The organism is Propioniciclava sp. LT432, from assembly GCF_059515965.1.
Genome location: NZ_JCAKNE010000019.1, coordinates 62796 through 89047 on the forward strand (window position 1 = coordinate 62796; position 26252 = coordinate 89047).

The following is a 26252-nucleotide window of genomic DNA, read 5'->3' on the forward strand; positions in this document are numbered from 1 at the left end:
CCGGGGACTGTACGAGTGATGCACAGCTGCATCACTCGTACAGTCCTCAGGACCCCATCATGGGGATCCGGACGCCGCGCTCGCGGGCGACGTCGCGGGCGTGCTCGTACCCGGCGTCGACGTGGCGAATGACACCGGTGCCGGGGTCGTTGGTGAGGACGCGCTCGAGCTTCTGGGCGGCGAGGTCGGTGCCGTCGGCGACGCAGACCTGTCCGGCGTGGATCGAGCGGCCGATGCCCACCCCTCCCCCGTGGTGGATGCTCACCCACGTCGCCCCGGATGCCGTATTGAGCATGGCATTCAGCAGGGGCCAGTCGGCCACGGCGTCAGACCCGTCGGCCATCGCCTCGGTCTCGCGGTAGGGCGAGGCGACCGAGCCGGAGTCGAGGTGGTCGCGTCCGATCGCGATCGGGCCGATCTCACCGGCGGCCACCATCTCGTTGAAGCGGACGCCCGCCCGCGCGCGCTCGCCGTAGCCGAGCCAGCAGATGCGGGCGGGCAGGCCCTGGAAGTGCACCTTCTCCTGGGCCAGGGTGATCCAGCGGCGGAGGTGCTCGTCGTCGGGGAACAGCTCGAGGATCGCGGCATCCGTCCTGGCGATGTCCGCCGGGTCACCGGAGAGGGCCGCCCAGCGGAAAGGGCCCTTGCCCTCCTCGAACAGGGGCCGGATGTACGCCGGCACGAACCCCGGGAACGAGAACGCCCGGTCGAAGCCCCCTTTGCGCGCCTCGTCGCGGATCGAGTTGCCGTAGTCGAAGACCTCGGCGCCCGCGTCCAGGAAGCCGACCATCGCCTCGACGTGCCGGGCCATGGACGCCTGCGCGGCCGCGGTGAACCCGGCGGGATCTTGGGCGGCACGCTCCTTCATCTCCTCGAACGGGACGCCGAGGGGCAGGTACTGCAAGGGGTCGTGGGCCGAGGTCTGGTCGGTGACGACATCGATGGTGATGTCGCCGGCGCGGTGGCGTTCGAGCAGGGCCGGAACCACGTCGGCGGCGTTGCCCAGGAGCGCGATGCTGAGGGGGCGGCTCTCCCGCTTGGCCTCGGTGGCGAGGGCGATGGCGTGGTCGAGGTCATCGGCAGCGACGTCCAGGTAGCGGTGTTCGAGGCGCCGGGCGATGCGGCTCGGGTCGCACTCGACGCAGATCGCCACGCCCTCGTTCATCGTCACGGCCAAGGGCTGGGCGCCGCCCATGCCGCCGAGTCCGGCGGTGAGGGTGATGGTGCCGCCGAGGGAGGCGGCACCTGAGCCCGACGAAGGGGCGAACCGCTTGCGCGCGACCGCCCCGAACGTCTCGTACGTGCCCTGCAGGATGCCCTGGGTACCGATGTAGATCCACGAGCCGGCGGTCATCTGGCCGTACATCATGAGTCCGGCGCGCTCGAGTTCGCGGAAGTGCTCCCAGGTCGCCCAGTCGCCGACCAGGTTGGAGTTGGCGATCAACACGCGCGGGGCCCACGCGTGGGTGCGGAACACGCCGACCGGCTTGCCCGACTGCACGAGGAGGGTTTCGTCGTCGGCGAGGTCCCGAAGTGTCGAGACGATGGCGTGGAAGCTCGGCCAGTCACGAGCCGCCTTGCCGGAGCCGCCGTACACCACGAGCTGTTCGGGGTGCTCGGCGACCTCGGGGTCGAGGTTGTTCATCAGCATGCGCAGGGCGCCCTCGGTCTGCCAGCTGCGGGCGTTCAGGTCGAGGCCCCGGTGGGCGCGGATCACGTCAGCCATGGGGCCAGCTTCGTCGCCGCGACGGCGTCCCGGTTGGGCGGACGAGCGGGTGTCTCGGATCTCAGACAGAGGCGGCGGCGCGGGCCGCGCCCACGGCGTCCGTGCGTGAGACTCGACCCCATGCGTGAGGTGAGGGTGGGGAGCGGACCGGTCAGGATCCCGGACGTCGTCGCGGTCGCTCGGGAGGACGCCCGCGTGGTGGTGACCGGCGAGGCGCTGGCCGAGGTCGCGGCGACGCGGCGCCACATCGAGGCGTTGGCGGCCCTGGACCGTCCGGTCTACGGGGTCTCGACGGGGTTCGGGGCGTTGGCGACGAAGCACATCCCGCGGGAGAAGCGCGCGCAGCTGCAGGTGTCGTTGATCCGGTCGCACGCGGCGGGGTCGGGCGAGGTGGTCGAGCGTGAGGCCGTCCGGGCGATGATGTTGCTGCGGCTGTCGACGATGGCGAGCGGGCGCACGGGGGTTCGAACGGTGGTGGTCGAGACGTACGCGGCGCTGCTGAACGCGGGGATCACGCCGGTGGTCCACGAGTACGGGTCCCTGGGGTGCTCCGGCGACCTGGCGCCGCTCGCGCACTGCGCGCTGGCGGCGATGGGCGAGGGCGACGTGATGGACGCCGCGGGCGTCCGTCGGCCGGCTGCCGAGGCGCTGGCCGCCGCCGGGATCGAGCCCCTCGTGCTCGCCGAGAAGGAAGGCCTGGCCCTCATCAACGGGACCGACGGCATGCTCGGCCAGTTGGTGCTCGCGTGCCACGACCTGTCCTCGTTGCTGACGACGGTGGACGTGGTCGCGGCGATGTCGGTCGAGGGGCTGATGGGCACCGACCGCGTGTTCGCGGCCGACCTCCACGCGATGAGGCCGCACCCCGGTCAGGCCGAGTCGGCGGCCACCATGCGCGCGGTGCTGGAGGGCTCGCCGATCGTCGCGCGGCACCGCGACGACCCGGACTGTCCGATCGTCCAGGACGCGTACTCCCTGCGCTGCGCCCCGCAGGTGACGGGCGCCGCCCGCGACACGCTCGCCCACGCCCGCGACGTGGCGGAGCGCGAGCTGGCATCGGTGATCGACAACCCGGTCGTGACGCCGGATGGACGGGTCGAGAGCAACGGGAACTTCCACGGGGCCCCGGTGGCGTACGTGCTGGACTTCCTGGCGATCGCGGTCGCGGACGTGGCGTCGATGTCGGAGCGCCGGACGGACCGGTTCCTCGACGTGAAGCGCAACCACGGGCTGCCGCCGTTCCTGGCCGATGACCCGGGTGTGGACTCGGGCCACATGATCCTGCAGTACATGCAGGCGGGTGTGGTCGCCGAACTGAAGCGCCTGGCCGTGCCGGCTTCGGTGGATTCCATCCCGAGTTCGGCGATGCAGGAGGACCACGTCTCCCTCGGCTGGCACGCCGCCCGCAAGCTGCGTCGGTCGCTGGACGGGCTGGCGCGGGTGCTCGCGGGCGAGGCGTTGACCGCAGCCCGAGCGTTGGACCTGCGCGGGATCGGCTCGTCGCCGGCGACGGCCGCAGTGGTGCGTGCCGTGCGGGAGGTTGTCGAGGGTCCGGGCCCGGACCGCTTCCTTGCCCCCGAGATCGAGGCGGTGGTCCGGCTGGTGAAGGCGGGCGCGCTGGTCAGTGCGGCGGAGTCGGTCGTCGACCCCTTGCGGGGATAAGGGACAGGGTGACCTTGTCCCCCTCAGACGGGGGACAGGTTCACTCCAAGATCCGGCGGGCACTTCGGGCACCTCGCCAGTCCACCCGGCCATCCGCGGCCGATGAGTGCCAGGCCCAACTGCTGGGCCACCTCGCAGGGCGAATCCCGCACATCCTCGCTGCCGTAGCGGAAGGTCAACAGCAGCCGGGCGGTGTGCTCGTTGTCGCGGGCATAGTCACGGAACCGCCCCGCGAGGTGGCCGCGACGCCCGTCGAGCTCGACCAGCACCCCGTACTCCTCGTACGCCACGTCGATGCGCTTCCCCTTCTTGGTCCACGCCTGGCGCTTCCCTTCCGGCAGCCCGTGGGCGCGCAGGACGTCGTCGCGGAACACCTGCTCCAGGTTGCTCTCGATGCCCTGCAGGTCGGCCAGCACCTCGAGGAGTTCCGCTCGGCGTGGGTGCCGGCCACGGAGCCGCAGCACCTTCTCCACCTCCTTCAGCGTCGTGCGCGTCAGGCGGACCAACTCCGAGCAGGTCGCGACGAAGTCGGACAGCGTGCCACCACGTGTCGCGTCGAGGAGGGCATCGGCCGCTCGGATGGCGGGCGTAGCGCCCTTGGCCTCCGCCAACCTCCCCTCCCCGTCCCGCAGGACCTGGAACTCCAGGGGCAATCGGCGCTGCACCGACGCCGGGACCACGATGGTGATGGTCTCCGGCACCTCCCCCACCCCGAGCAGGTGGAGCGCCGCGTGCCCGCCCACGGCGGAGGGCTCTCCGGCCAGCAGGAGCCCGGTCCACACGTTCTGGGCGAAGGTCGGCTCCGCGACTCCCCGGATGAAGATGCCGCGCCCGTTGCGCGACCAGCGCTCGTCACGGAGGAACCGGTCGATTGCCTTGGGGCTCAGCCCGCAGCCGAGCGCCTGCTGGCGGGAGATGGTCCCCGACTGGGCGTCGAGCAATCGCTGGACGTCATCGCCCGGGTGTTGGGTCGCGTGCACGGCGGGACAGTAGGCGGCGTCCAGCAACAGAGCTCGGGGGGCCGGTTCGGGGGCCGGCTCGGTGGGCCTGCTCGGGGGGCCGGTTCGGGGGCCGGCTCGGTGGGCCTGCTCGGGGGGCCTGCACCGGGGCCCGCTCCGGGGCCCGCTTGGACACGGTGAAATCCTCACCCCCAGTCGGGAGACAAGTTCACCCTGTCTTGACGGACCACCCCACCGGCCCACCCAGACGCCGCGAGACCTCACCCGCGGCCGCCCGCACCGCCGCAACGATCGGCGCGACCTCACGCACCGGGACCCGCGCCCGCCACGTGCAGCTCAACGCCGCGATGGGCAGGCCGTGGACGTCCAGGATCGCGGCCCCGGTCGACCGGAACCCCGGCGTGACCAGCTCGACCTCCTCCGACCAGCCCTGTTCCCGCTCGGGCGCGAGCTCCCCGAGCAGGTCCGCGAGCCCGCGCGGGCCGCGTCCCGTCCGCGACACGAAGTCGCCCGGACGCGTGTACAGCGCCCGCACCGTCGCCTCGGGCAGTCGCGCCAGGATCGCGCGCCCGTTCGCGGTGAGGTGCGCCGGCAGCAACACGCCCACCGCGGTCACCAGGCTCGGGTCGTCCCCCGACGCAGACGCGGGTGTCTCCTTCGCCAGATACAGGGTCAGCGGCCCGCGCAGGATCCCGAGGTGCACCGTCACCCCCTGCTCATCCGCGAGGGCACGCATCACCGGCCGGGACAGCCGCTCCAGCCCGTCGTGCACGGAGTAGGCGCTGGTCAGGCCATAGGCGGCACCGCCCAACGCCCAGCCGCGGGTTTCGGGCACCCGCAGCGCGAAGCCGCGCTCGGCCAGCACCGTCAGGATGTGGTAGGTCGATGACCGCGGCAATCCCAGGTCGCGGGCGATCGCCGCGGCACCGACGGGCCCCGCCTGACGGCCGAGATGGGTCAGGATGTCCAGCGCCCGCCCCACCGCGGGAGACGTGCTCGAGGCGCCCGCCATGGCCTCGTCAGCGCATGAGGACGTGGCGCAGCGCGTCCCCCAGCACACCGTGCGCGAACCAGAACCCCGATTCGGACAACTTCTGCGACGACACCCGCTGGTCGGTGTTGATGAGCTGGTCGTAGCCCTCGCCGCCGAGCAGCACCTTGGGCCCGATCGCCGGCGTCGGAACCGCGGACGGCCGGTGCAGGACCCGGCCGAGGGTGGTCGCGAACTCCGCGTTGGTGACCGGTCGCGGGGCGACCAGGTTCGTCGGGCCCTCGACGGAGTCGGTGAACAGGGCGTGCACGTAGGCGCGGACGGTGTCGTCGAGGCTGATCCAGCTCATCCACGCGTCCGGTGCGGCGAGACGTCCGCCCAACCCCACCGAGTACAGCGGCACCTGCGGCGCCAGCGCTCCCCCGCCCTCACTCAGGACGATGCCCGTCCGCAACTGCGCGACCCGGACGCCGGCGTCCACGGCCGGCCGCGCGGCGGCCTCCCAGGCCTGGACGACGCTCGCGAGGAAGCCGTCACCGGGTTCGGACCCCTCGGTCAGCAACTCGTCCGGACGCCGTGCGCCGTAGTAGCCGATCCCGGACGCCTGCACCAGCGTCGGGACCTTCGCCGCGCGGACCGCTTCGACCAGCGTGGTCGTGGCGTCGAGCCGCGAGGCCAGGATCTTGGCCTTGTTGAGCCGCGAGAAGCGCCCCCCGATGGAGTGCCCGGACAGGTTGACGACGGCGTCCGCGCCCTCGAGGGCATTGGTGTCGATGCGTCGGTGGGCGGGATCCCAGCGGACCTCGTCCGCACGCTTCGACGCACGGCGGACGAGGCGCACGACGTCGTGCCCGCCGGAGGCGAGGGCGGCGACCACCTGGGTCCCGATGAGGCCGGACGCCCCGGCGACCACGATGCGGCGGGGGGCCGCGGCGAGCCGCGTGTGCAGGTCGAGGTCGTCGCGCAGTTGGCGCTCACGGAAGGCGAAGAGTCCGTCGAGTTGCATCTCGACGAGGGCCTGGTCGATGCCGACGGGGAGGCGGACCGGCAGCTCCCAGGTGATGCGGTCGGTGATGATCGTGGAACCGCCCGGCCCGTCGGTGAACAGGTGCTCGTGGTGCCAGCGCTTGAACGGCCCGGAGACCTGCTCGTCGACGAACCGCTCGCCGGCGACGTACTCGACGTGCCGGACCACCCACCGGACGCCGAGGGGTCCCTTGCCGTGCCGGTGGCGGACCGAGGGGAGCAGGCCCGCGATGAGCGGGTGGCTGATGACGAGTTCCGCCTCGGACCCGACCTCGATGCCGTCGGTGTGGTGGCTCAGGGCGGTGACCATCCCCGGGGGCGAGAGCCGGGCGAAAGCGCCGGGTCGGGTGTGCCAGGCGAACACGGTCGCGCGGGGGTACGGGTACCGGGTGACTCGCTCGAAGACGGGCATGCGGACAGCCTAATCGCCGAGGGCTCGGGTTCGGGCCGCCGAGGGCTCCCCTCTGCACCGCCGAGGGCTCCGGTCGGAGCCCTCGACGGCGGGAACCCGAGCCCTCGGCGGCCCGAACCCGAGCCCTCGGCATTTGGTTAGCACAGATAATGAGCTAGACTAAGCAATCGTGCCCGAACGTGACCCTCTCCTCAGCCTTGCCAGCGATGTGCGCATCGCCTGCCAGCACGTGAGCCGTCGGGTCCGGTACGACAACTGCCACGAGATCCCCCCGCACCACTTCAGCGTGCTGGCGAAGTTGGCGACCGGCATGGCGGACACCGCCGGCGAGCTGGCCCGCATCGAGGAGGTCAGCGCCCCGAGCATGACCCGCACCCTCAACGCCCTGGTCGACGCCGGCCTCGTCGCCCGCACCACCGATCCCGGCGACGGACGCCGTCACCTGCTGTCCCTCACCCCTGCGGGCGAGGCCATGGTCGAGCGCACCAGGGCCTCCCGGGACGACTGGATGGTCCGCCGTCTCCAGAACCTCTCCCCCGCCGAGCTGAAGACCCTGCGCGCGGCGACCGACATCCTGCAGAAAGTGATCCAGGCGTGAGCACCTTGACCGCCCCCGCGCGGACCCCGTTGTTCGCGAGCCTCGGCGTCCGCAACTACAAGCTGTTCTTCTACGGCGGCCTCCTCTCCAACACCGGCACGTGGATGGGCCGCGTCGCCCAGACCTGGCTGGTGCTGACCATCCTCACGGACAACTCCGCGACGGCCGTCGGCTACTTGGCGGCGCTGCAGTTCCTGCCCATGGCGCTGCTGGGTCCGTGGGGCGGCGCCGTCGCCGACCGCTTCCCCAAGCGGACGATCCTCATCTGGACCCAGATCCTCCTCTCCCTCAACGGCGTCCTCCTCGCCGCCCTGGTGCTCACCAACACCGTCCAGCTGTGGCACGTCTACGTCCTCGCCCTCATGCTCGGCGCGATCTCGGCGGTCGACAACCCCACCCGGCAGGCATTCGCGTCCGAGATGGTCGGCCCCGAACTGCTCCCGAACGCGGTCGGCCTGAACAGCTCGTCGTTCAACGCGGCCCGCCTCGTCGGACCGGCCGTCGCCGGCCTCCTGATCGCCTGGTGGGGCGTCGGTCCGGCGCTGCTGATCAACGCGGTCAGCTTCCTGCCGGTCGTGGTCGCGCTCTGGGCGATGAACCCCTCCGAGCTGATGCCCGCCCCGCTGCGCCGCGGACGCGGTGCGATCCGCGAGGGCATCCGTTACGTGGCCGGACGCCCTGACATCCAGCTGGTCATGTTCATCGTGTTCATGCTCGGGACCTTCGGCATGAACTTCCAGATCACCAACGCGCTGATGGCCACCGAGGTCTACCGGGTGGGGGCCGACGCGTACGGCGTCCTGGGCTCGATCATGGCGATCGGGTCGCTGTCGGCGGCCATCATGGCCGCACGGCGTCCGCGCCCGCGGCTGAGCATCATGCTGGGTGCGCTCGGCGGGTTCGCGATCTCGACCGCCCTGCTGGCGCTCGCCCCGACCTACCTGACGTTCGCGATCATGCTCGTCCCGGTCGGCCTGACGGCGCTCACCGTGATGACCACGGCGAACGCGTCGGTCCAGCTCACGACAGAGCCGGCCGTCCGCGGACGCGTCATGGCGCTCTACATGACGATCTTCATGGGCGGGACGCCGCTGGGCAGCCCCATCATCGGCTGGATCGGGGACGCCTGGGGCGCCCGCTGGACGCTCCTCATCGGTGCGATCGCCACCGGCATCGCCTTCGTGATCGGCATGCTCTACGCGCTGCGCAACAACGGCTGGCACGTGCCGTCCTGGCGCGAGTTGCGCGGCTACCCGGACCCCGGCCAGTTGGACCCCGAGGCGGCCTGACAAGCCTCTTCCCCCACTCCCAGAACCCCCCGGGGGGTATCCCTCCCCCTGTGCTGCCCGCAGTTCGGCGTGTATTTTCCAGCCAACTTGGGGAGTGCCCGGTTCACCCACGCGACACCCTCTGGGCCGTAGACGCGACCGGACCCACGCCGCGCCGGTCGACCATGATGGGCTCAGTGACGAGGACCCACCTGCAGCCCGCTTCACCCCCCGACACGTCGCTCCCAGGAGAATCTGCCATGCCCAACCAACCGCGGGCAGCACTCGTTGCTGCCCTCATTGCGCTCCCCCTGATGTGGAGCGGGACACTCGCCACTGCCGCACCACCCGCCGAACCGCCCACCGCCCAGGCCCCCGCAGCGGACAAGATCCCGCAGAAGTACAAGGACAAGGTGGAAAAGGCCAAAGAGGCCAGGGAGAAGAGGATCACCCAGCAGCAGCGCGACGAAGCGGCCGCCCGGGCCATCAAGGCCGGCGAGCTGAACCCGCTCATGAACATCCAAGCCGCGGCAGCAGTGGCGCCAGGAGACGCGCCGCGCTACTTCAGCCACCCCAACTACGCGAACAGCCCACTGCCGCAGATCACGACGGTCCCGGGCTCCGCCGGATACGTCGGCGAGCTGCTGCAGGACCGCGCGTACGCCACTGACTACCCCGTCGCAGTCGGTCAACTGGCCTCGGCGTTCGTCGTGATGCCGCAGGCGCTCCCGGGCGGCTTCCTGACCAGCTTCCACTCCTGGAACCAGGCCACCAGCGGCCTGAGCCCGTTCCCCTCAGCCGGGAACGTCCTCCATGCGTACGTGCTGCGTCCGACCGGCACTCCCAACGAGTTCTCCGTCGTGTTCGACTCGGGCCTGCTCACCTTGCCCGCCCTCGCCGACCCGGCCACCAGCGCCCCGGCAGACTACGGCGTCATCAACTTGCCCGTGCAGGCCGGCGACCGGCTGGCGTTCTACGGCCAAGGGGTTCCGCTCGACGTCGGCACGGGGAGCGAGGTGCTGCAGTACCCGGCCGTCCAGCCGATCGAGGGCGGCACCATCATGCTCGGCAGCACCGACTACCCCACCCTCGCCCAGCAGCGGACGTACGCCTTCGGCGCCACCGTCGTCGGGCCCGACCAGACCACCATCAGCGGCGGCCTCCGGAAGTTCAAGGACGAGCTGCCGATGATCGGCGCCGCGACGCCGGACACGACGAGCTTCCCCGGTGCCGATTTCTACCGCATCGGCCTGGTCGAGTACACGGCCCAGATGCACGCCGACCTGCCGGCCACCACCCAGTTGCGCGGCTACGTCCAGCTGAACGCGGATGGCTCATACGCGAGCCAGCCCAGTTACCTCGGCCCGGCCATCGTCGCCACGAAGGGCACCCCCGTCCGGATCGAGTTCCACAACCTGCTCCCGACCGGTCTGGGCGGCAACCTCTTCCTGCCCGTGGACTCGACGGTCATGGGTTCGGGCATGACGCCGGACGGCCACACGTACATGGAGCAGAACCCGGGGATGGTTGACCCCGTCAACCCCATGTGCAGCTACACGACCACTGACGGCGAGGCCATGCACGCCGCCATGGTGGCAGGCGGGCACTGCTACACCGAGAACCGCGCGATCGTCCACCTGCACGGCGGCATCACCCCGTGGATCTCTGACGGCACACCGCACCAGTGGATCACCCCGGCCAACGAGAACACCCCGTTCCCGCAGGGCGTCAGTGTCCAGAACAGCCCCGACATGGCCAACGTCGACAGCCCGACCGACGGCGTCCAGACCCTGTACTACACCAACGCCCAGAGCGCGCGGCTGATGTTCTACCACGACCACAGCTGGGGCATCACCCGCCTGAACGTGTACGCCGGCGAGGCCGCGCCGTACATCATCACCGACGACACCGAGAAGGCGCTGGTCGGCTCCGGCACCCTGCCGGACGCCAACAGCACGATCCCCCTCGTCTTCCAGGACAAGACCTTCGTGCCGAATGCCGCCCAGCTCGCCCTGCAGGACGAGACCTGGAACACGGAGCTGTGGGGCGGCGAGGGCAACCTGTGGCTGCCGCACGTCTACTCCCCCGCTCAGAACCCCGGTGACCCCTCCGGCGTGAACGCCTACGGACGCTGGGCCTACGGCCCGTGGTTCTGGCCGCCGACGAACAACGTCGAGTTCGGGCCGATCGCCAACCCGTACCACGACCCCGCGTGCAACCCGGACGACCCGGCCACGCCGGGCATCTGGTGCGAGCCGCCGCTCATGCCGGGCGTGCCCTACAACTCCATGGGCATGGAGGCGTTCATGGACACCCCGGTCGTCAACGGCAAGGCCTACCCGACCACGACGTTGGAGCCGAAGCCGTACCGCTTCCGCATCCTGAACGCGGCCAACGACCGGTTCATGAACCTGTCGCTGTACCAGGCGATGGACGCCAACGGCGTGATCTGTGACGCCAACAACCCCCAGCCGGCCCCCGAATCCACCGGGGTCGCCTGCACCGAGGTCAAGCTCAACCCGACCGAGGTGGCGGCGGCGCTCGATGATCCGACCGTGTTCCCGACGCCGGTCGCCGGCACCGAGGGACCGGACTGGATCGTCGTCGGAACCGAGGGCGGCTTCCTGCCCACCCCGGTCGAGGTGCCCGCGCACCCGACCACGTGGGTCAACGACCCGACCGTGTTCAACGCCGGCAACGTCGACCAGCACTCGCTGCTCGTCGCACCCGCGGAGCGCTTCGACGTGGTCGTCGACCTGTCGCAGTACGCCGGCCAGACGCTGATCGTCTACAACGACGCACCGGCGGCCTTCCCGGCCCGCGACCCGCGGTACGACTACTACACCGGCAACGGCGACTACCGCGAGTCCGGGGGCGTGGCCTCCACGCTGCCCGGCTACGGGCCCAACACCCGAACCATGATGCAGATCAAGGTGGAGGGGACGCCGTCCGCGGCGTTCGACATGGCCAAGCTCAACCAGGCGTTCGCGCACACCGTCGCCGGCACGGGCGTCTTCGAGTCGGGCCAGAAGCCGATCATCGTCGGCCAGGGCGAGTACAACGCCGCTTACGGCACGACGTTCCCCACGAACGGCGCGCTCAACGGCACCGTCCAGATCTTCGACACGTCGCTGACGTTCAACCGGCTGGTCGACGACGCGACGCCCGGCGCACCGTTCACCACCACGTCCGACCAGACCCTCACCATGAACCTCAAGCCGAAGATGATCCAGGACGAGATGGGTGAGGCGTTCGAGGCCGAGTACGGGCGCATGAGCGGCTTCCTGGGGGTGGAGACACCGAACGCCCAGGCGGGCCTGCAGAACATGATCCTGTACGGGTTCTCGATGCCACCGACCGAGATCCTCGACGGCCTCGAACTGCCGCCGGGCATGGAGGCAACGCCCATCGCGTCCGCCGATGACGGCACGCAGATCTGGAAGTTCACGCACAACGGGGTCGACACGCACCCGATCCACTTCCACCTCTACGACGTCCAGTTGCTCAACCGGGTCGGCTGGGACGGGATCATCCGCAAGCCGGAAGCCACCGAGCTCGGCTGGAAGGACACCGTCCGGATCAGTCCGCTCGAGGACACCATTGTGGCGATCCGGCCGATCATCCCGCCGATCCCGGACGCGTGGGGCGGTCTGCCGAACAGCGTCCGCCTGCTCGACCCGTCCATGCGGGCCGGGGCGTACATCGCGGACACCACCCAGCAGGAGGCGCTGGGCCTCCCGCTGATGGCGTTCAACCCAGACGGCGAGCCGATCGACGTGATCAACCACTACGTCAACTTCGGCTGGGAGTACGTGCTCCACTGCCACATCCTCAGCCATGAGGAGATGGACATGATGCGCACCCAGGCCATCGCCGTGAACCCGGTCGCTCCAACGGGAGTGGTGGCGACCAAGTCCGGCAACGGCCCCGCCCGGGCGTACAGCATCACGTGGACCGACAACTCGAAGAACGAGACGGCGTTCGTCATCGAGCGACGCCTCGCGGGCTCCGCGGACGCTTGGCAGCAGGTCGCCGTGGTGCAGACCGAGCAGCGGGTGAACCGCACGGCCGACCCGGACGCCACCACCGGCACCGGCTCGACCACCGGTACGGTCGCCCCGTACGTCGACAGGATCGGCAACCCGGACCGGGACTACGTGTACCAGGTGTACGCGATCAACACGGTCGGAGACACGTGGGACTACTCGAACCCCGCGTTCAACGAGATCCCGCCGGGTGGCGGCTTCCCGACCATCACGGTCGACAGCCGGACGGGCACCCAGGCGGTGGGCGACCCAGTCGCAGCACCGACCAACTTGGCGGGAACGATGACCGTGAAGAACAGGAAGACCTCGACGGTCTCCCTCACCTGGACGGACAACTCGGCCAACGAGACCGGGTTCCTCATCCAGCGCACCAACGTCGACGGAACCAACGTCGTGAACACGACGGTGGGGCCGAACACCACGACGTTCACCCAGGCGGTCACCTCCGGCGTGGCGTACAACTACCGGGTGCTCGCGTTCAGCGACACGACACAATCCGGGTGGTCCAACACCATCAGGCTGCCGTAGCTGAGCGATCCACTCCCCTCACAACCGGACGCCGCGGGCTCGAGCCCGCGGCGTCCGGCCGTGTCGTCAGTTCGCGACGCCCCCGCACAGGATCGGGATCGACGTCTCCATGCCCGCCGCGAGCGTGCCGTTGGCGTCGAGGTCCAGGCCATGGACGACGACCTGGAACCGCCTCGCGAGGTCGAGGTTCGCCTCGGACGCCGCGAACGTGCGCTGGTACTCGAGGTGACCCGCGGCGTCCGCCATCGGGAAGGCCGTCATGTCGACGCTGCCCGTCGTGGCTCCGAACGTCGTGAGGGAGACCTGGACGGGGCCGTACCACGGGGCACCCTCACCGACGCTCACCAGGCCGTCCCCGCTGGTGTCGGCCGCCGGGCCGGGGCAGCCCATGTCCGGGGCCATGGGGAAGGTGTGCAGGTGCATCATGTGGTGGACGCCCGGGGTCAGCCCGTGCGCGACGACCGTGACCTGGAGCTTGCCGTTGGGCAGGGCCTTCACGCGTGCGGAGCCATGAGCCTGACTGCCCGGGACCGCCGCGGCCTGCACCGGGCCCAGGGCGTACGAGTGGCTCTCGACCTTCGCTGACGGCACGGTGTCCATCGCCATCGAGGGGGTGGCCGCGGCGACGAGCGCAGCCAAGGACGCGAGCGTGACGGTGGTGGTTCTCCGCATGATGGACCTCCTGTGAGTGGCCGGGCCCGGCTGGCCCGCTACTCCGGATACGGCCCGGGGGCACGGAGGGATTGCGCCCCGAGTGCATTTCCGGGTGGAGGAACCCCAAGGATTCTCGGGGTTCCTCCACCCGGAAATGCCACACAAAGCGTCAGTGGGTGTACACCCCCAGCAACTCGGCGTACGGCCGGATGAACCCGTCCCAGTTGTTGAAGCGGTCCTCATCGCCGGTCAGGTGGTGGATGCGGATCGTCGCGGCGTCGTCTCCGGTGTGGATGAAGTCGACCGAGATGGTCGAGGGGTCGGAGGCATCCTCAGCCTTGCTGAAGGTGAACACCAGGCGCTTGCCCGGCCGCCACTCCTTGATCTCGCCGCGGTAGGTCTGGGTTCCGTCGGACGCGACCTCCTGGACCCGGCCGCCGGTGACCGGCTCGAAGAACACATGGCTGAACACGTCGGGACTTCCGACCGCCTCGGGGGACCACCACTCCGCGGTCCGCAGCGTGAAGGCCTCGAACGCGGGCTGGGCCGCGCAGGGCACGTCGAACTCGTGCACGTCGTCGTGAATCTGCATACCTCATCATGGCCCGGATTCCCCGCACCCGACAGGGGAACGCCTCAGGTCCGCCCGCCTGCTCAGGGCCGTGCTGCATTTCCGGGTGGAAGAACCCCAAGAATTCTTGGGGTTCCTCCACCCGGAAATGCCTCACAGGCGTCCGTGCCAGGCCCGGATCATCGTGATGCGCGCCTCGACCTGGTCCGACGTCGCGGCGGCCAGGGGCGGACCGCCGCACTGCCGGCGCAGTTCGGCGTGCACGTGCGAGTGCGGGATCCCCTTCACCCGCGCGTACTGCGCCACGAGCATGTTGAGTTCCTTGCGCCGGGTCGCCAGCGCCCGGTGCAGGGCCACCTCCGGCTCGACCTTCTCCCGGCGCTCCTGACGAGCGTGGCGGTTGATCTGGCGCTGCTGCCGCTCGCGCAGCAGGTGGGTGATCTGCTCGGGTTCGAGGAGCCCGGGCAGGCCCAGGTACTCGGCCTCGTCGTCCGACGTCGGGACGGCGTGCATGCCGAACTGCTGCGAGTCGAACAGCACGTGGTCGAAGGTCGCCGCCGAGTCGATCGCCTCGAACGAGCCCAGCAGGTCGTCGGACGCCGCCTCCGCGCGGTTGGCCCGCTCGAGGATCGCCTCGGCCTCGGCCCACACGTCCACCTCCTCGGACGCCTTCCTCCGGCCGAGCACGTGGTCGCGCTGGCGCTCCAGCGAGGACGCGTGGGCCAGGATGATCGGCACCGTCGGCAGGAACACCGTCGCGACCTCGCCGCGGCGCCGGGCGCGCACGAAGCGTCCGACGGCCTGGGCGAAGAACAGAGGCGTCTGGGTCGCGGTCGCGTACACGCCCACCGCCAGGCGCGGGACGTCCACCCCCTCGGACACCATGCGGACGGCGACCATCCAACGGTCCTCCGAGTTCGCGAACTCCTCGATGCGTGACGAGGCGCCCGCGTCGTCCGACAGCACGACCGTCGGCTTGGTGCCGGTCACCGACTCCAGCGTGCGGGCGTACGCGCGGGCGTTGGTCTGGTTGGTGGCGATGACGAGGCCACCGGCGTCCGGGATGTGGCGGCGCACCTCGGTGAGGCGCTTGTCGGCGGCCCGCAGGACCGCTTGGATCCACTCGCCCTTCGGGTCCAGCGCGGTGCGCCAGGCCTGAGAGGTGATGTCCTTCGTCGTGACCTCGCCGAGGTTGACGGCCACCTCGTCGCCGGACTTCGTCCGCCACCGCATCGGCCCGCCGTAGTTCATGAAGAGCACGGGCCGGACGACCTGGTCGCGCAGCGCCTCGGCGTAGCCGTAGGTGTAGTCGGCCTTCGAGACCATCGCCCCGGCCTCCGTGGCGGCCCCGGCGGGCACGTAGGTCACGAACGGGATCGGGTTGTCGTCCGACCGGAACGGTGTACCGGTGAGCGCCAGTCGCCGCTTCGCGTACTGGAACGCCTCGCGCACCGACTCGCCCCAGGCGAGCGCGTCACCCGCGTGGTGGACCTCGTCGAGGATCACCAGGGTGTCCATGTTCGCGGTCATGGTCTGGTGGTGGAGCATCGCCGCCGCGACGCCGGCGTACGTGACGGCCACCCCGTCGTACTGCCGGGACCGGCCGCGCTTGCGTCCCGCCGTGCCGGGGTCGAGCTGGATGCCGACCTTGGCCGCGGCGTCCGCCCACTGCACCTTCAGGTGCTCGGTCGGGGCCACCACCGTCACCCGACGGACAACCCGCGTGTGCAACAACTCCGCCGCGATGCGGAGCGCGAACGTCGTCTTGCCGGCGCCCGGGGTCGCGACGGCCAGGAAGTCCTGCGGGGAACGCTCGAGGTAGAGGTCGAGGGCCTCCTGCTGCCAGGCGCGCAGCTTCGTCGCCGTGCCCCACGGCGCGCGCTGCGGGAACGCCGGGCCGAGCCGGTCGAACGCGGAGTGGCTCACGCGCGCACCTCACCCAGGGCACGGCGAGGCAGGGGGGCGGGGAAGCGCATAGGGCCTCGACCTTAGCCCCCGGCACCGTCGAGCGGTCAAACAAGCAAGCCGGGGTGTCGAGCGTGTCGCCGGACGATCAGCCCAGCAACTCCTGCAGCCTGTCCAGGAACGGGACCTGACCGATGGTGAGCCGGGTCCGCGCCTCGGGAAGGGTGAACCAGCCGGCGCGGTCCACCTCGGGGTAGAGCTGGAACTTGCCCGACTTGCGGGGCCATTCGACCTCGAAGAAGTTGCTCTCCACGAACGCCAGCTCAGGGGACGCCTCGACGCCGTACCCGCGCACCCGCTTGCCCGAGCTCAGGCGCACCTCGCCGAGGTCGACCAGGTCACCCAAGGGGGCCGGGACACCGACCTCCTCCTCGAACTCGCGGCGCGCCGCGACCTCGGGAGCCTCCTCGCCCGGGATGTACATGCCCTTGGCCAGCGACCACCCGCCGTTGTCACGGTGACCCCAGAACGGCCCACCCATGTGCACGATGAACACCGTCAACTCGCCATCCACATGGGTGTATGGCAGGAGGCCGGCACTGTAGAGGGGCATGGACCCATGTTGCCATGGGTCGAGGAGGGGAGGCTCCAAGACCCCGGCAGATCGCTGGGCTCACGACATTACGGCGGTTCGATGGACGCCGAACCACCGGGATGGAAAGGTAGGCCCATGAGCGAACCCAAGGATGCCGACAAGGCGGTGGACCCCAAGGAACAGATGCGGGCCGCCCTCGAGGCCAAGAAGAACGCCAGCCATGGCAACGCCGGAGGCGTGCAGGGTGGGTCGAAGGCGAGCGGTGGCCCCCACGGCCAGCAGGGCGGCAAGCGAACGTTCCGGAGGAAGGCGGGGGGCTAGGCCGGATGCGTGTCTCGATCCCCAAGGAGACGAAGGTCCGCGAGTACCGGGTCGCGATCACGCCCGTGGGCGTGCACGACCTGGTGGTCGCGGGACACGAGGTGCTCGTGGAGGCCGGGGCGGGCGTCGGCTCGTCCATCACCGACGACGACTACGCCCGGGTCGGCGCGCGGATCGTCGACACCGCGGGTGCCTGGTCCGGGGACCTCGTCCTCAAGGTGAAGGAGCCGACCCGCGCCGAGTACGGGTTCCTCCGCGAGGACATGGTGCTGTTCACCTACCTGCACCTGGCCCCCGACCGCGAGCAGACCGAGGCGCTCCTCAAGGCCGGGACGACCGCCGTCGCCTACGAGACGGTCCGGCTGCCCAACGGCCAACTGCCCCTGCTGTACCCGATGTCGGAGGTCGCCGGCTGCCTGGCGCCCCAGGTCGGCGCGCACGCGCTGATGACGGCCCAGGGTGGCCGCGGCGTCCTGCTGGGTGGGGTCGCCGGCGTGCCGAGCGCCAAGGTCGTCGTCCTGGGCGGCGGCATCGCGGGCCAGAACGCCGCGAGTGTGGCGCTCGGAATGGGTGGGGACGTCACGATCCTCGACACCGACCTGAACAAGCTCCGCGAGATCATGTGGAAGTTCGACGACCGAGTGGACGCGCTCGTGTCCTCGCCGTTGACGCTGCGGGAGCAGGTGCTGGGGGCCGACCTGGTGATCGGCACCGTCCTCGTACCGGGCGCGCGGACGCCCAAGTTGGTCACCAACGAGATGGTCGCCGCGATGAAGCCCGGATCGGTGCTCGTCGACGTCGCCGTCGACCAGGGCGGCTGCTTCGAGGATTCCCACCCGACCACCCACGACGACCCGACGTACCGCGTCCACCAGTCGGTGTTCTACTGCGTCGCCAACATGCCGGGCGCGGTGCCGAACACCTCCACGGTGGCCCTGACCAACGCGACGCTGGCGTACGTGCGGTCGATCGCGAACCTCGGCTGGGCGGCCGCCGCCGAGGCGGACCCCGCCCTGGCCGAAGGCTTGAACGTGATCGGCGGACGGCTGGCCCACCCGGGCGTGGCCGCGGCGTTCCCGGACCTCCCGGCGCTCGGCGACTGACATGTTCCGGCTCACCGACCTCGCCAGCCCGGTCGTGGCCGCGCCCATGGCGGGCGGCCCCTCGACCCCGGCGCTGGCGGGGGCGGTGACGGACGCCGGCGGCCTGGGCTTCCTCGCCGCCGGCTACCGGTCGCTGGACGCGCTGGCCGCACAGGTCGCCGAGACCCGTGCCCTCACCTCGGGACCCTTCGGCGTGAACCTGTTCATGCCCGAGTGGCGCGAGGACGACGCGAGCCGCGAGGAGATCCGGCAGGTGACGGCCTATCGGGAGTCGCTGGCCGGCTGGGCCGCCGAGTTCGGCGTGGAGTTGCCCCTCCCCCACCCCGACGATGACGGGTGGGGCGCGAAGGTGGAGTACCTCGAGGCTGATCCCGTGCCGGTGGTGTCCTTCACATTCGGGATCCCGCCGCTCGAGGACGTCCAGCGCCTGCGCAGGGTGGGGACGGCCGTCTGGGCCTCCGTCACCTCCGTCGCGGACGCCGTGGTCGCGGCCTCGCGAGGGGTGGACGCGCTGGTGGTCCAGAGCACGGACGCCGGGGGCCACCGCGCGACCACGCACTGCATCGACCCGCCCAACCAACACGGCACCGTCGCCCTGGTGGCCGCGGTGCGGTGGGTGGTGGACCTACCCGTGATCGCTGCCGGCGGCATCATGGACGCCACGGACGTCGACGACGCCTTCCTGGGTGGGGCGTCAGCGGTCCAGTGCGGGACAGCGTTCCTGCTGACCCCGGAGGCCGGGACGTCTCCTGCGGTTCGGGGAGCCCTGGTCGACCCGGCGTTCACCGAGACCGTCGTGACCCGTTCCTTCACCGGACGTCCCGCCCGTTCCCTGGCCAACCGGTGGACGGCCGAGTTCCCGGATGCCCCGGCGTTCTATCCGGCGGTCCACCAGGTCACGTCACCGCTGCGGGCGGCGGCCCTCAAGGCCGGTGACACCCAGCGCGCGCACCTGTGGGCTGGAACGGGATGGCGACGGGCGCGTGCCGACCCGGCCGCGGATGTGGTGCGTCGGTTGGTTGGTTCCTAGGGCGTTCTCCGGGCTCTTCGGCCCGAGGCCCGCGACGTAGCGCCACACCTCAGCGGAACCCGAACACCAGCGGGAACACCAGCACCACGACGAGCGCCCACACGCCGATCACCGGCAGGTAGCGGGACTGCCAGTTCTCCAGGTCCGCGAACGGACGTCGCCCGCGGAGGAACCCGAACGACAACCAGGCCGCCACGGAGAGGTTCACCAGCAGCACGATGTTCTCGCCCAGGGCCGCGACCTTGTTGGGGCTCGCCCCGAACTCGGCGATGCGCCCCGCCATGGCACCGAGCAGCACGACGTCGACGACCACGGCGGCCACCAGGAGCACGAACTGCAGGCGGTCGAACCATCCGACCCGCGCGCCGCCGGGACGGGCCGACACCGAGAAGACGTGCAGCGCGAGCACGACCACGAGCACGAGATCGATGATGATCAGCACCTCGCGGTTCGCCGTCGAGGGCGGGCCGCCCACGGCCATGACTCCCAGGAACACCACCAGCAGCAGCGTGAACAGGGGCGTGAACACCAGCGACAGCACCGGCGCCATGTTCTCCACGACGGACTGCTTCCCCTCCACCAGCCAGGCCGCCACGATCACGGCGCCGCCAACGCCCAAGGGCCAGACCCACGAGGCCAGGACGTCCGGCTCCACGCCGACCATCGAGAAGACGCCGGCCGCCAAGCCCATCAGCACACCGCCACCCACGGCGATGAGCACGTAGTAGATGGCCAGTTCGCCGAGGAACCGGACGTAGTCCATCAGGCGCTCGACGCTCCGCCAGTCCCGGCCCAGGTACACCGCCCCGAGCGCGACGGCGATCGCGATGGGCGCGTGCACCAGGCCCAGCACCTGCGTCTGCCGAGGCTCGATGAACGGGTAGCCCAGCAGCGCCGCCGCGATCACCCCCAGCAGCGCGGCCATCCCCACCAGCACCCCCACCACCGGCGGACGCCGACGCCACGCGAGGTAACCGGTCATGACGGACGCCAACGCCACGAGCGCCGCGACCACGTGCGGGACGTCCGCCGCGGAGGCCCCCTCCTCCACGCCCGCGAGCAGCGGCGCGAAGGGGATCCGCACGGCCAGGCCTGCCAGCACGGCGAACAGCAGCATGATCCAGAAGTCGGCGCGCGGAGCCGTCCGAGCAGGCTCCTCTTCCTGCACGTACTGGCGCCAGAGACGTCCGGTGTGCTCGCGGGCGAGGCCGGCGGCGATGGCGTCCTGCCGGCCGACGCGTTGGACGGCGACGAGGAAGGCCTCGTCGTCGGAGAGTCCCGCGGCGGTCAGCGCGTCCACGTGACCGCGGAGGTGGTCCTCGAGCTCGTCGACATCGGACGCCGCAACGCCGGGTCGGGCGAGCATGGCCTCGCGCCAGGCGGCGATCCGGCCTTCCGGGGTGGTGGGAGCGTCTGTCATGTCAGATTCCTTCGGGGAGTGCGGGGAGGGACACCCGCTGCAGGTCGCCCCACAGGGCGCGGAGGGTGGAGTCGACGGCCTGCCACGCCTGGCGTTGCTCGGCCAGGGCGGTGTGTCCGCGCGCGGTGATGCGGTAGTACTTGCGGCGCCGGCCGGATTCACTGGCGCCCCACTGGGCCTCGATCTGCCCGAGGCGCTCGAGGCGGTGGAGGAGTGGGTAGAGCATCCCCTCGCTCCAGTCGAGCTGTCCGCCCGAGAGGGACGCGATGCGCTGGAGGATGGCGTACCCGTAGTTCTCGCCCTCGGCCAGGATGCCGAGGACGAGCGGCGCAGCGGATGCCGCGACGAGGTCCTTGCCGACAGGTGTGCCCATGCCGCCTCCCATACCTAACAGTTCTAGGTATGAGGATAGGTGGCGCTTCCCCGGCAGGCAAAAGGACCGCCCCCCGTCCGTTCCCCCACGAACACAACGGTGGCAACAAAGCCATCAAATCTGTCCAAATCTCCCCGTTGGAGGTCTCGACGCGCGCATTTCTGTCCTGCAAGCATGTGCCTGGGGACGGGGCCACCCGCGACTTGTGTCTTCTTCCGGGATCAAGGAGTTGTGCCATGGACCACCCGTCTCGTTCTCAGGTCAATCGTCGGCACCGGGTACTGATCGGCGGGCTGGTGCTGCTCGCCGGGGTGACGACCGTGGGGGTGGCGTCCGCCACCGTCCCCAGTGCACAGGGGGTCATCACCGCCTGCTACGCGCCCTCCGGCGCCCTCCGGATCATCGACGCGGAGGCCGGCCAGCAGTGCAAATCGAACGAGCACACACTCACCTGGAACCAGATCGGGGAGCCCGGGCCGCAGGGTCCGGCGGGTCCCGCCGGCGCCACCGGCCCGGCGGGTGAGACCGGCCCAGCAGGCCCAGCAGGCCCCGCAGGACCCATGGGCCTCACCGGCGCCACCGGTCCAGCAGGTGAGATCGGCCCGGCAGGACCGGCCGGCCCCGCAGGACCCATGGGACCCACCGGCGCCACGGGACCGGCGGGTGAGACCGGCCCGGCAGGACCAGCCGGCCCCGCAGGACCCACAGGCCCCACCGGAGCGACCGGAGCGACCGGCCCCCAAGGTCCGGCAGGACCGCAGGGCCCGCCCGGCGGGTCACCCGTCCTCTTCGGCTCAGTGGCGTTCGTCGACGCACTGGAGACCACCGGCTATCTGGGCCTCGGCGGTCAGACGGTCGTCGGCACCACCGCTGCGGATGTCGCGACGGTGCTCCCCAACGGGGGGACCGTGTCGGCGTTCTCAGCCCGAGCCGATGCCTCCGGCAGCCAGGTGACGTTCACGCTCATGGATGGTGCGACGCCCACGACCGTGACCTGCACGATTCCGGTGGGCTCCACCAGTTGCTCCACGAGCGGGACCGCCACGTTCGCTGCGGGTGCGTCCCTGAGTGTGAGCGTCGTCCATGGGCCGGGCGTCTTCCTGCGCGACGTCGCGTTCTCGGCGAACCTGGGCAGCTGACATGCCGCTCAGTCGCCGGACCCTCGTCGTGGCCGCAACCGCGGGAGCGGCCGGCTTGGCCTGGGCCCCCAAGGCCTGGGCCGGGACGTCATCGGGCGCCGGCTTCCTCGTGACCCGCCGCGACCACGAAGCGTTGGTCGGTCATCGCTTCACGCTCCGCAACACGGCGGGCACGTACACGGCCACCCTGGTCGCCGTCACTGACGTCGCGCGGCGCCAGCCCATGACCGGCACAGGCGAGGTGTTCTCCCTTCGGTTCCGCGTCCACGGCCGGGCACCGGCCGAGGTCGGGACCTACGCCGTCACCAGCGCGTCCACCGCCCCCGTGGACCTGATGTTCAGCTCGGCCCACGATCAGCACCTGCTGGCCATCATCAACCGCTGGACCCCGTCCCACCCCACCACTCTCTGAGGAGCCCCCATGGAACCCTTCATCGGCCAGATCTGCCTGTTCGGCTTCAACTTCGCCCCGCGGGGCTGGGCCTTCTGCCACGGGCAGCTCCTGTCCATCGCCCAGAACACGGCGCTGTTCTCCCTCCTGGGCACCACCTACGGCGGCAACGGTCAAACCACGTTCGCACTGCCCGACCTCCGGGGCAGGGTGGCGATGGGCTTCGGCCAGGGCCCCGGGCTCTCCGACCGCCAGCTGGGTGAGAGTGCCGGCGTCGAGACGGTCACGCTGACCGTCTCCGAGATGCCGGCACACGTGCACGGCCAGCCGGGCTCCAACCAGTTGCAGACCACCAACCGGGCCACCAACGCCGTGCCCGCCCTCGGTGGCCAGTACGCCACCGTTGCGGACACGTCGATGACCGCGACCAGCCCCGCGGGCGGATCGGCGCCCCACACCAACATCCAGCCCTACCTGGGGATGAACTACTGCATCGCGCTGGTGGGCATCTACCCGGCGCGGGACTGAGGCACTCCGTCAGCGATAGGCGCCCGGATCCACCGCTGTCGGCGGCGTCTCGCCGCGCTCGAGGGCGTCCAGCGCCGCGAGCAGGTCGGCGGCTGCGTCCTCGGCGCGGGTCATGGCGGCCAGGTGCGGGGTGACCCGGACGCCCGGGTGCCACCACGCCCAGTGGTCGCGCGGGAGCGGCTCGATGCGATGGACGTCCAGCCAGGCCTTCGCCACCCGACCCGAGGCCAGGGCCGCCTGCAACGCGGATTCGTCCACGGTCGCACCGCGTCCGGGATTGACGAACAGCGCGCCGTCGAGACGCTCGAACAAGCCCGACCCCACCATGTCGCGCGTGGCGTCGGTCAGGGGCAACAGGTTCACCACGACGCCCGGGCGTGACGCGAGCACGTCGTCCAGGCCGGCCCACCCCACGCAGCGGTCGAAGTCGGGCGCAGCGCGTCCGGACCGGTTCACGCCCACCACGGCCAGCCCCAACCCACGCAGGGACCGGGCGACGCCCTGGGCGGCGAGCCCGGTCCCCAGCACGAGGGCAGAGGTGGGCCACTCGCGGACGCCGAGCTCCAGCCACTCCCCCGCCGCCTGCGCGCGGACGAGGTCGTCGTGGCGCTCGGCGAAGGACGCCACCGCCGCGGCGACGTAGCGGCCCATCTGGAGGGGCATGGTGCCGACGGTGCGGGTCATCAGGTCCGGACGCGGTGCGTCGGACATGCGATCGATGCCGAGCCCGGTCACGTGGATCCACCGGACGCGCTGCGTGGCGCCCTCGGGCCAGCGGAAGCCGGCCATGCAGTCGGCCCACGCGAGGTCGGCGTCCGTGGGGTGGGGCACGACGCGGACGTCCAACCCGGACGCCCGCAGGAGGTCCCCGAGTCCGCGGTCGCCGTCGCGTCCGGACACGACGACGCGGGTCATGTCAGACGGCGGCGGCGCGGACGATGTTGTACAGCACCGTGGGGAGGCCCTTGACGAAGGAGCGTCCCACGATGAAGTCCCACACACGGGTCAGGGGGCCGGTGATGGTGAGGGAGTGGGTGAGGACCCAGGCGTCCGGGTCGAGCTCGGCGAGGGGTTCGTGCTCGTCCTCGCGGTGCTCGGGGCGGTCGAGGCGGTGCTCGAACGTCAGGACCGCGAACGGCAGCGTGGTCTCGAGGGTGAAGCGCCGCTTGTGGCTGTCGACCTCGACCAGTTTGAACTGGGCCTTGCGCCCGCCCTTGGGCTGGATCCATCCGATCGCGCCCTTCGTGAGGGGACCGTTCAACTGCGCCTTGGCCACGTCGGGGTCGTCGGCGGGCCAGTTCTCGACGTCGGTCCAGCGCTGCCAGACGACCGTCGGATCAACCGCTGCCGTGATGCTTCGGCTGTGGACACCCATGTGAAACTCCCTCGTGCAGAACCCTTCCATTGTTTCCACGAAACCGTGGCCATTGCCAACCGAGTCCAGAACAGTGTCTGCGCCCTAGCCTGAACGCATGCGAACCACGGTTGACCATCTACCCGGACTGACGTGCACGAACCTCATCGTCGACGCGCCACTCGTCCACGACGATCCCAGCCGGGGAACCATCGAGGTGTTCGCACGCGTCGTCACCGGCGAGGGTGGGCAGAACAAGCCGTACCTCGTCTTCCTCCAGGGTGGCCCCGGCAACGAGGCGCCGCGTCCCACCCTGTCGCTCCCCACGAATCCCGCCTGGCTCCCCCGCGCGCTCGAGGACTACCAGGTCGTCATGCTCGACCAGCGTGGCACCGGGCGTTCGACCCCGGTCGGGCCGGACGCCGTGGGCCCGGCCGGGCTGGACCGGCCGGAAGCGGCGGCGGAGTACCTCACCCACTTCCGCGCGGACGAGATCGTGAACGACTGCGAACTGGTCCGTGAGGCGCTCGGCGCCGAGCAATGGACGCTGCTCGGGCAGTCATTCGGCGGATTCACCTCGGTGCACTACCTGTCGGTGCACCCCGAGAGCCTCGCCGGCGCCATCATCACCGGGGGCCTGACCGCCGTGCAGCACCCCATCGACGACGTCTACTCGGCGACGTGGAAGCTGATGATGGGTCGATCCGAGGAGTACTACCGACGGTTTCCGGGCGACCGCGACCGGGTGCGCGAGCTGGTCGGGTTGGCGTCCGACGGTGCCCTGCGCCTGCCCAACGGTGACCGGGTCGGCCCGGACTGGTTCCGCACCATCGGCGGACGCCTGGGCATGCAGGGCGGCTTCGAGCAGATCCACTACCTGCTGGAGCTCGACCACACCTCGCCCGGGTTCGCCCACGACCTGGCCGCGGCACTGCCCTTCCACGGCCGCAACCCGATCTATGCGGTGCTGCACGAGTCGAGCTACGCCGACGGCGTCCGCACCCAGTGGTCGGCCGACCGCACCATGCCGGACGCCGTGCGCGACGACCCGACCCTGTTCGGCGGCGAGCACCTCCACCGGTCGCTGTTCGCGCAGAGTTCGGAGTTCAGCCCGTACGCCGAGGTGGCCGACCTCCTCGCCGAGCACGAGTGGAACCAGCTGTACTTCCCGGAGAAGTTGGCCCAGGCGGACGTCCCGGTCGTCGCGGCGGTGTACGCCCACGACGTGTTCGTCCCGTTGGTGTACTCGCTCGAGACCGCGACCATGCTCCCCGACTGCCGGACCTGGGTGACCAGCGAGTACGAGCACAACGGCCTGCGCATGGATCCGGCCGTCCTCGACCACCTGATCGGGTTGTTGTCCGGACGCCGTTGGTTGTGACCGGTCTGCGCTAGCGGATCGGCTCGGACCTCTCACGGCCGGACGTGCCTCGCAAGAATCGCGGCCGCAATCGGCTAACGTGGCCATCGCATTGCCCCCGGGGAGCGCGCCAGCGCTGAGAGTGCCATCCGGCAGACCCGTGGAACCTGAACTGGGTAACACCAGCGGAGGGAGTTGGGCAGGGTGCCGCGACCGCGGCGTCCGTACCCCGACGCTCGCGCCAGCAGCGCGTGCGCGGGGTGTCCCGACCCACATCCGGGGGCGGGAAAGG

The 26252-nt window shown here is 70.8% G+C and carries 23 protein-coding genes and 1 riboswitch; of the genes, 11 read left to right on the top strand and 12 right to left on the bottom strand.

The features are described from left to right. Positions 1–46: 46 nt before the first annotated feature. Complete coding sequence (gene hutU, locus AC5YDV_RS12045; RefSeq protein ID WP_496183574.1) at positions 47–1726, bottom strand: urocanate hydratase; 1680 nt, start codon at positions 1724–1726, stop codon at positions 47–49. 120 nt (positions 1727–1846) lie between these two features. On the opposite strand from hutU, the gene hutH reads away from it, so the two are divergent. Next, positions 1847–3388: a histidine ammonia-lyase gene (gene hutH, locus AC5YDV_RS12050; RefSeq protein WP_496183575.1), complete on the top strand. Its 1542-nt coding sequence runs from the start codon at positions 1847–1849 to the stop codon at positions 3386–3388. A gap of 23 nt (positions 3389–3411) precedes the next feature. On the opposite strand, the gene AC5YDV_RS12055 is transcribed toward hutH, so the two are convergent. From AC5YDV_RS12055 to AC5YDV_RS12065, 3 genes are all read right to left on the bottom strand, one after another. After that, positions 3412–4368, bottom strand: a complete 957-nt coding sequence (locus AC5YDV_RS12055) for a type IV toxin-antitoxin system AbiEi family antitoxin domain-containing protein (RefSeq protein ID WP_496183576.1) — start codon at positions 4366–4368, stop codon at positions 3412–3414. Positions 4369–4555: 187 nt separating this feature from the next. Continuing rightward, the gene (locus AC5YDV_RS12060) at positions 4556–5359 is read right to left on the bottom strand and encodes an IclR family transcriptional regulator (protein WP_496183577.1); all 804 of its coding nucleotides are present in this window, start codon (positions 5357–5359) and stop codon (positions 4556–4558) included. A 7-nt stretch (positions 5360–5366) separates the two neighbouring features. Further along, positions 5367–6776, bottom strand: coding sequence for a TIGR01777 family oxidoreductase (locus AC5YDV_RS12065; protein WP_496183578.1), 1410 nt, complete (start codon positions 6774–6776; stop codon positions 5367–5369). Between the two features lie 169 nt (positions 6777–6945). On the opposite strand from AC5YDV_RS12065, the gene AC5YDV_RS12070 reads away from it, so the two are divergent. The 3 genes from AC5YDV_RS12070 to AC5YDV_RS12080 all read left to right on the top strand — a co-directional run bounded on the left by AC5YDV_RS12070 (position 6946) and on the right by AC5YDV_RS12080 (position 13216). After that, positions 6946–7374: a MarR family winged helix-turn-helix transcriptional regulator gene (locus AC5YDV_RS12070; protein WP_496183579.1), complete on the top strand. Its 429-nt coding sequence runs from the start codon at positions 6946–6948 to the stop codon at positions 7372–7374. Next, the gene (locus AC5YDV_RS12075) at positions 7371–8663 is read left to right on the top strand and encodes an MFS transporter (protein WP_496183580.1); all 1293 of its coding nucleotides are present in this window, start codon (positions 7371–7373) and stop codon (positions 8661–8663) included. Before AC5YDV_RS12070 ends, AC5YDV_RS12075 begins: the two co-directional genes overlap by 4 nt. 239 nt (positions 8664–8902) lie before the next feature. Next, positions 8903–13216, top strand: a complete 4314-nt coding sequence (locus AC5YDV_RS12080) for a multicopper oxidase domain-containing protein (RefSeq protein WP_496183581.1) — start codon at positions 8903–8905, stop codon at positions 13214–13216. A gap of 66 nt (positions 13217–13282) precedes the next feature. Here AC5YDV_RS12080 and AC5YDV_RS12085 read toward each other — a convergent pair whose 3' ends face one another. From AC5YDV_RS12085 to AC5YDV_RS12100, 4 genes are all read right to left on the bottom strand, one after another. Continuing rightward, positions 13283–13888 carry a hypothetical protein gene (locus AC5YDV_RS12085; protein WP_496183582.1) on the bottom strand — a complete coding sequence of 202 codons (606 nt, stop codon included), beginning with the start codon at positions 13886–13888 and terminating at the stop codon, positions 13283–13285. A gap of 151 nt (positions 13889–14039) precedes the next feature. Beyond that, positions 14040–14462, bottom strand: coding sequence for an SRPBCC domain-containing protein (locus AC5YDV_RS12090; RefSeq protein ID WP_496183583.1), 423 nt, complete (start codon positions 14460–14462; stop codon positions 14040–14042). A gap of 132 nt (positions 14463–14594) precedes the next feature. After that, positions 14595–16367 (bottom strand): DEAD/DEAH box helicase, encoded by a 1773-nt coding sequence (locus AC5YDV_RS12095; protein WP_496183584.1) that lies wholly within the window; start codon positions 16365–16367, stop codon positions 14595–14597. A 127-nt stretch (positions 16368–16494) separates the two neighbouring features. Further along, positions 16495–16959 carry an NUDIX hydrolase gene (locus AC5YDV_RS12100; protein WP_496183585.1) on the bottom strand — a complete coding sequence of 155 codons (465 nt, stop codon included), beginning with the start codon at positions 16957–16959 and terminating at the stop codon, positions 16495–16497. Positions 16960–17076: 117 nt separating this feature from the next. Here AC5YDV_RS12100 and AC5YDV_RS12105 point away from each other — a divergent pair, with 117 nt between their 5' ends. Genes AC5YDV_RS12105 through AC5YDV_RS12115 form a run of 3 tightly spaced genes read left to right on the top strand, consistent with a single transcriptional unit; the run spans position 17077 to position 19395 of the window. Then, positions 17077–17262: a DUF5302 domain-containing protein gene (locus AC5YDV_RS12105; protein WP_496183586.1), complete on the top strand. Its 186-nt coding sequence runs from the start codon at positions 17077–17079 to the stop codon at positions 17260–17262. Between the two features lie 5 nt (positions 17263–17267). Next, positions 17268–18365, top strand: a complete 1098-nt coding sequence (gene ald / locus AC5YDV_RS12110) for an alanine dehydrogenase (RefSeq protein WP_496183587.1) — start codon at positions 17268–17270, stop codon at positions 18363–18365. A gap of 1 nt (position 18366) precedes the next feature. Continuing rightward, positions 18367–19395: an NAD(P)H-dependent flavin oxidoreductase gene (locus tag AC5YDV_RS12115; RefSeq protein ID WP_496183588.1), complete on the top strand. Its 1029-nt coding sequence runs from the start codon at positions 18367–18369 to the stop codon at positions 19393–19395. Between the two features lie 49 nt (positions 19396–19444). Here the strand turns inward: AC5YDV_RS12115 and AC5YDV_RS12120 are convergent, their stop codons facing one another. Both AC5YDV_RS12120 and AC5YDV_RS12125 read right to left on the bottom strand, forming a co-directional pair. After that, complete coding sequence (locus AC5YDV_RS12120) at positions 19445–20815, bottom strand: permease prefix domain 1-containing protein (RefSeq protein WP_496183589.1); 1371 nt, start codon at positions 20813–20815, stop codon at positions 19445–19447. 1 nt (position 20816) lies between these two features. Further along, a complete protein-coding gene (locus tag AC5YDV_RS12125) occupies positions 20817–21188 on the bottom strand; it encodes a PadR family transcriptional regulator (RefSeq protein WP_496183590.1) in 372 nt (123 codons plus the stop codon). A 236-nt stretch (positions 21189–21424) separates the two neighbouring features. On the opposite strand from AC5YDV_RS12125, the gene AC5YDV_RS12130 reads away from it, so the two are divergent. Genes AC5YDV_RS12130 through AC5YDV_RS12140 form a run of 3 tightly spaced genes read left to right on the top strand, consistent with a single transcriptional unit; the run spans position 21425 to position 23246 of the window. Continuing rightward, on the top strand, positions 21425–22327 hold the full coding sequence (locus AC5YDV_RS12130; RefSeq protein ID WP_496183591.1) for a hypothetical protein: 903 nt from the start codon (positions 21425–21427) through the stop codon (positions 22325–22327). Between the two features lies 1 nt (position 22328). Continuing rightward, the gene (locus AC5YDV_RS12135; protein ID WP_496183592.1) at positions 22329–22739 is read left to right on the top strand and encodes a DUF6916 family protein; all 411 of its coding nucleotides are present in this window, start codon (positions 22329–22331) and stop codon (positions 22737–22739) included. A 9-nt stretch (positions 22740–22748) separates the two neighbouring features. Continuing rightward, positions 22749–23246 carry a phage tail protein gene (locus tag AC5YDV_RS12140; protein ID WP_496183593.1) on the top strand — a complete coding sequence of 166 codons (498 nt, stop codon included), beginning with the start codon at positions 22749–22751 and terminating at the stop codon, positions 23244–23246. 9 nt (positions 23247–23255) lie between these two features. Here AC5YDV_RS12140 and AC5YDV_RS12145 read toward each other — a convergent pair whose 3' ends face one another. Together AC5YDV_RS12145 and AC5YDV_RS12150 are read right to left on the bottom strand one after the other, a co-directional pair. Further along, positions 23256–24161, bottom strand: a complete 906-nt coding sequence (locus AC5YDV_RS12145) for an NAD(P)-dependent oxidoreductase (protein WP_496183594.1) — start codon at positions 24159–24161, stop codon at positions 23256–23258. Between the two features lies 1 nt (position 24162). Further along, positions 24163–24621: an SRPBCC family protein gene (locus AC5YDV_RS12150; protein WP_496183595.1), complete on the bottom strand. Its 459-nt coding sequence runs from the start codon at positions 24619–24621 to the stop codon at positions 24163–24165. Between the two features lie 97 nt (positions 24622–24718). Here AC5YDV_RS12150 and AC5YDV_RS12155 point away from each other — a divergent pair, with 97 nt between their 5' ends. Continuing rightward, complete coding sequence (locus tag AC5YDV_RS12155) at positions 24719–25981, top strand: alpha/beta fold hydrolase (RefSeq protein WP_496183596.1); 1263 nt, start codon at positions 24719–24721, stop codon at positions 25979–25981. Between the two features lie 88 nt (positions 25982–26069). After that, a riboswitch (TPP riboswitch) is annotated at positions 26070–26173 on the top strand. Positions 26174–26252: the final 79 nt, after the last annotated feature.

Bases quoted from the DNA above. Each gene is read 5' to 3' on its own strand.
- AC5YDV_RS12140 (WP_496183593.1), top strand. From the start codon at position 22,749: ATGGAACCCTTCATCGGCCAGATCTGCCTGTTCGGCTTCAACTTCGCC.
- ald (WP_496183587.1), top strand. From the start codon at position 17,268: ATGCGTGTCTCGATCCCCAAGGAGACGAAGGTCCGCGAGTACCGGGTC.
- AC5YDV_RS12080 (WP_496183581.1), top strand. From the start codon at position 8,903: ATGCCCAACCAACCGCGGGCAGCACTCGTTGCTGCCCTCATTGCGCTC.
- AC5YDV_RS12065 (WP_496183578.1), bottom strand. From the start codon at position 6,776: ATGCCCGTCTTCGAGCGAGTCACCCGGTACCCGTACCCCCGCGCGACC.
- AC5YDV_RS12145 (WP_496183594.1), bottom strand. From the start codon at position 24,161: ATGACCCGCGTCGTCGTGTCCGGACGCGACGGCGACCGCGGACTCGGG.
- AC5YDV_RS12130 (WP_496183591.1), top strand. From the start codon at position 21,425: ATGGACCACCCGTCTCGTTCTCAGGTCAATCGTCGGCACCGGGTACTG.
- hutH (WP_496183575.1), top strand. From the start codon at position 1,847: ATGCGTGAGGTGAGGGTGGGGAGCGGACCGGTCAGGATCCCGGACGTC.
- AC5YDV_RS12090 (WP_496183583.1), bottom strand. From the start codon at position 14,462: ATGCAGATTCACGACGACGTGCACGAGTTCGACGTGCCCTGCGCGGCC.
- AC5YDV_RS12115 (WP_496183588.1), top strand. From the start codon at position 18,367: ATGTTCCGGCTCACCGACCTCGCCAGCCCGGTCGTGGCCGCGCCCATG.
- AC5YDV_RS12060 (WP_496183577.1), bottom strand. From the start codon at position 5,359: ATGGCGGGCGCCTCGAGCACGTCTCCCGCGGTGGGGCGGGCGCTGGAC.
- AC5YDV_RS12100 (WP_496183585.1), bottom strand. From the start codon at position 16,959: ATGCCCCTCTACAGTGCCGGCCTCCTGCCATACACCCATGTGGATGGC.
- hutU (WP_496183574.1), bottom strand. From the start codon at position 1,726: ATGGCTGACGTGATCCGCGCCCACCGGGGCCTCGACCTGAACGCCCGC.
- AC5YDV_RS12155 (WP_496183596.1), top strand. From the start codon at position 24,719: ATGCGAACCACGGTTGACCATCTACCCGGACTGACGTGCACGAACCTC.
- AC5YDV_RS12125 (WP_496183590.1), bottom strand. From the start codon at position 21,188: ATGGGCACACCTGTCGGCAAGGACCTCGTCGCGGCATCCGCTGCGCCG.
- AC5YDV_RS12120 (WP_496183589.1), bottom strand. From the start codon at position 20,815: ATGACAGACGCTCCCACCACCCCGGAAGGCCGGATCGCCGCCTGGCGC.
- AC5YDV_RS12105 (WP_496183586.1), top strand. From the start codon at position 17,077: ATGAGCGAACCCAAGGATGCCGACAAGGCGGTGGACCCCAAGGAACAG.
- AC5YDV_RS12135 (WP_496183592.1), top strand. From the start codon at position 22,329: ATGCCGCTCAGTCGCCGGACCCTCGTCGTGGCCGCAACCGCGGGAGCG.
- AC5YDV_RS12150 (WP_496183595.1), bottom strand. From the start codon at position 24,621: ATGGGTGTCCACAGCCGAAGCATCACGGCAGCGGTTGATCCGACGGTC.
- AC5YDV_RS12085 (WP_496183582.1), bottom strand. From the start codon at position 13,888: ATGCGGAGAACCACCACCGTCACGCTCGCGTCCTTGGCTGCGCTCGTC.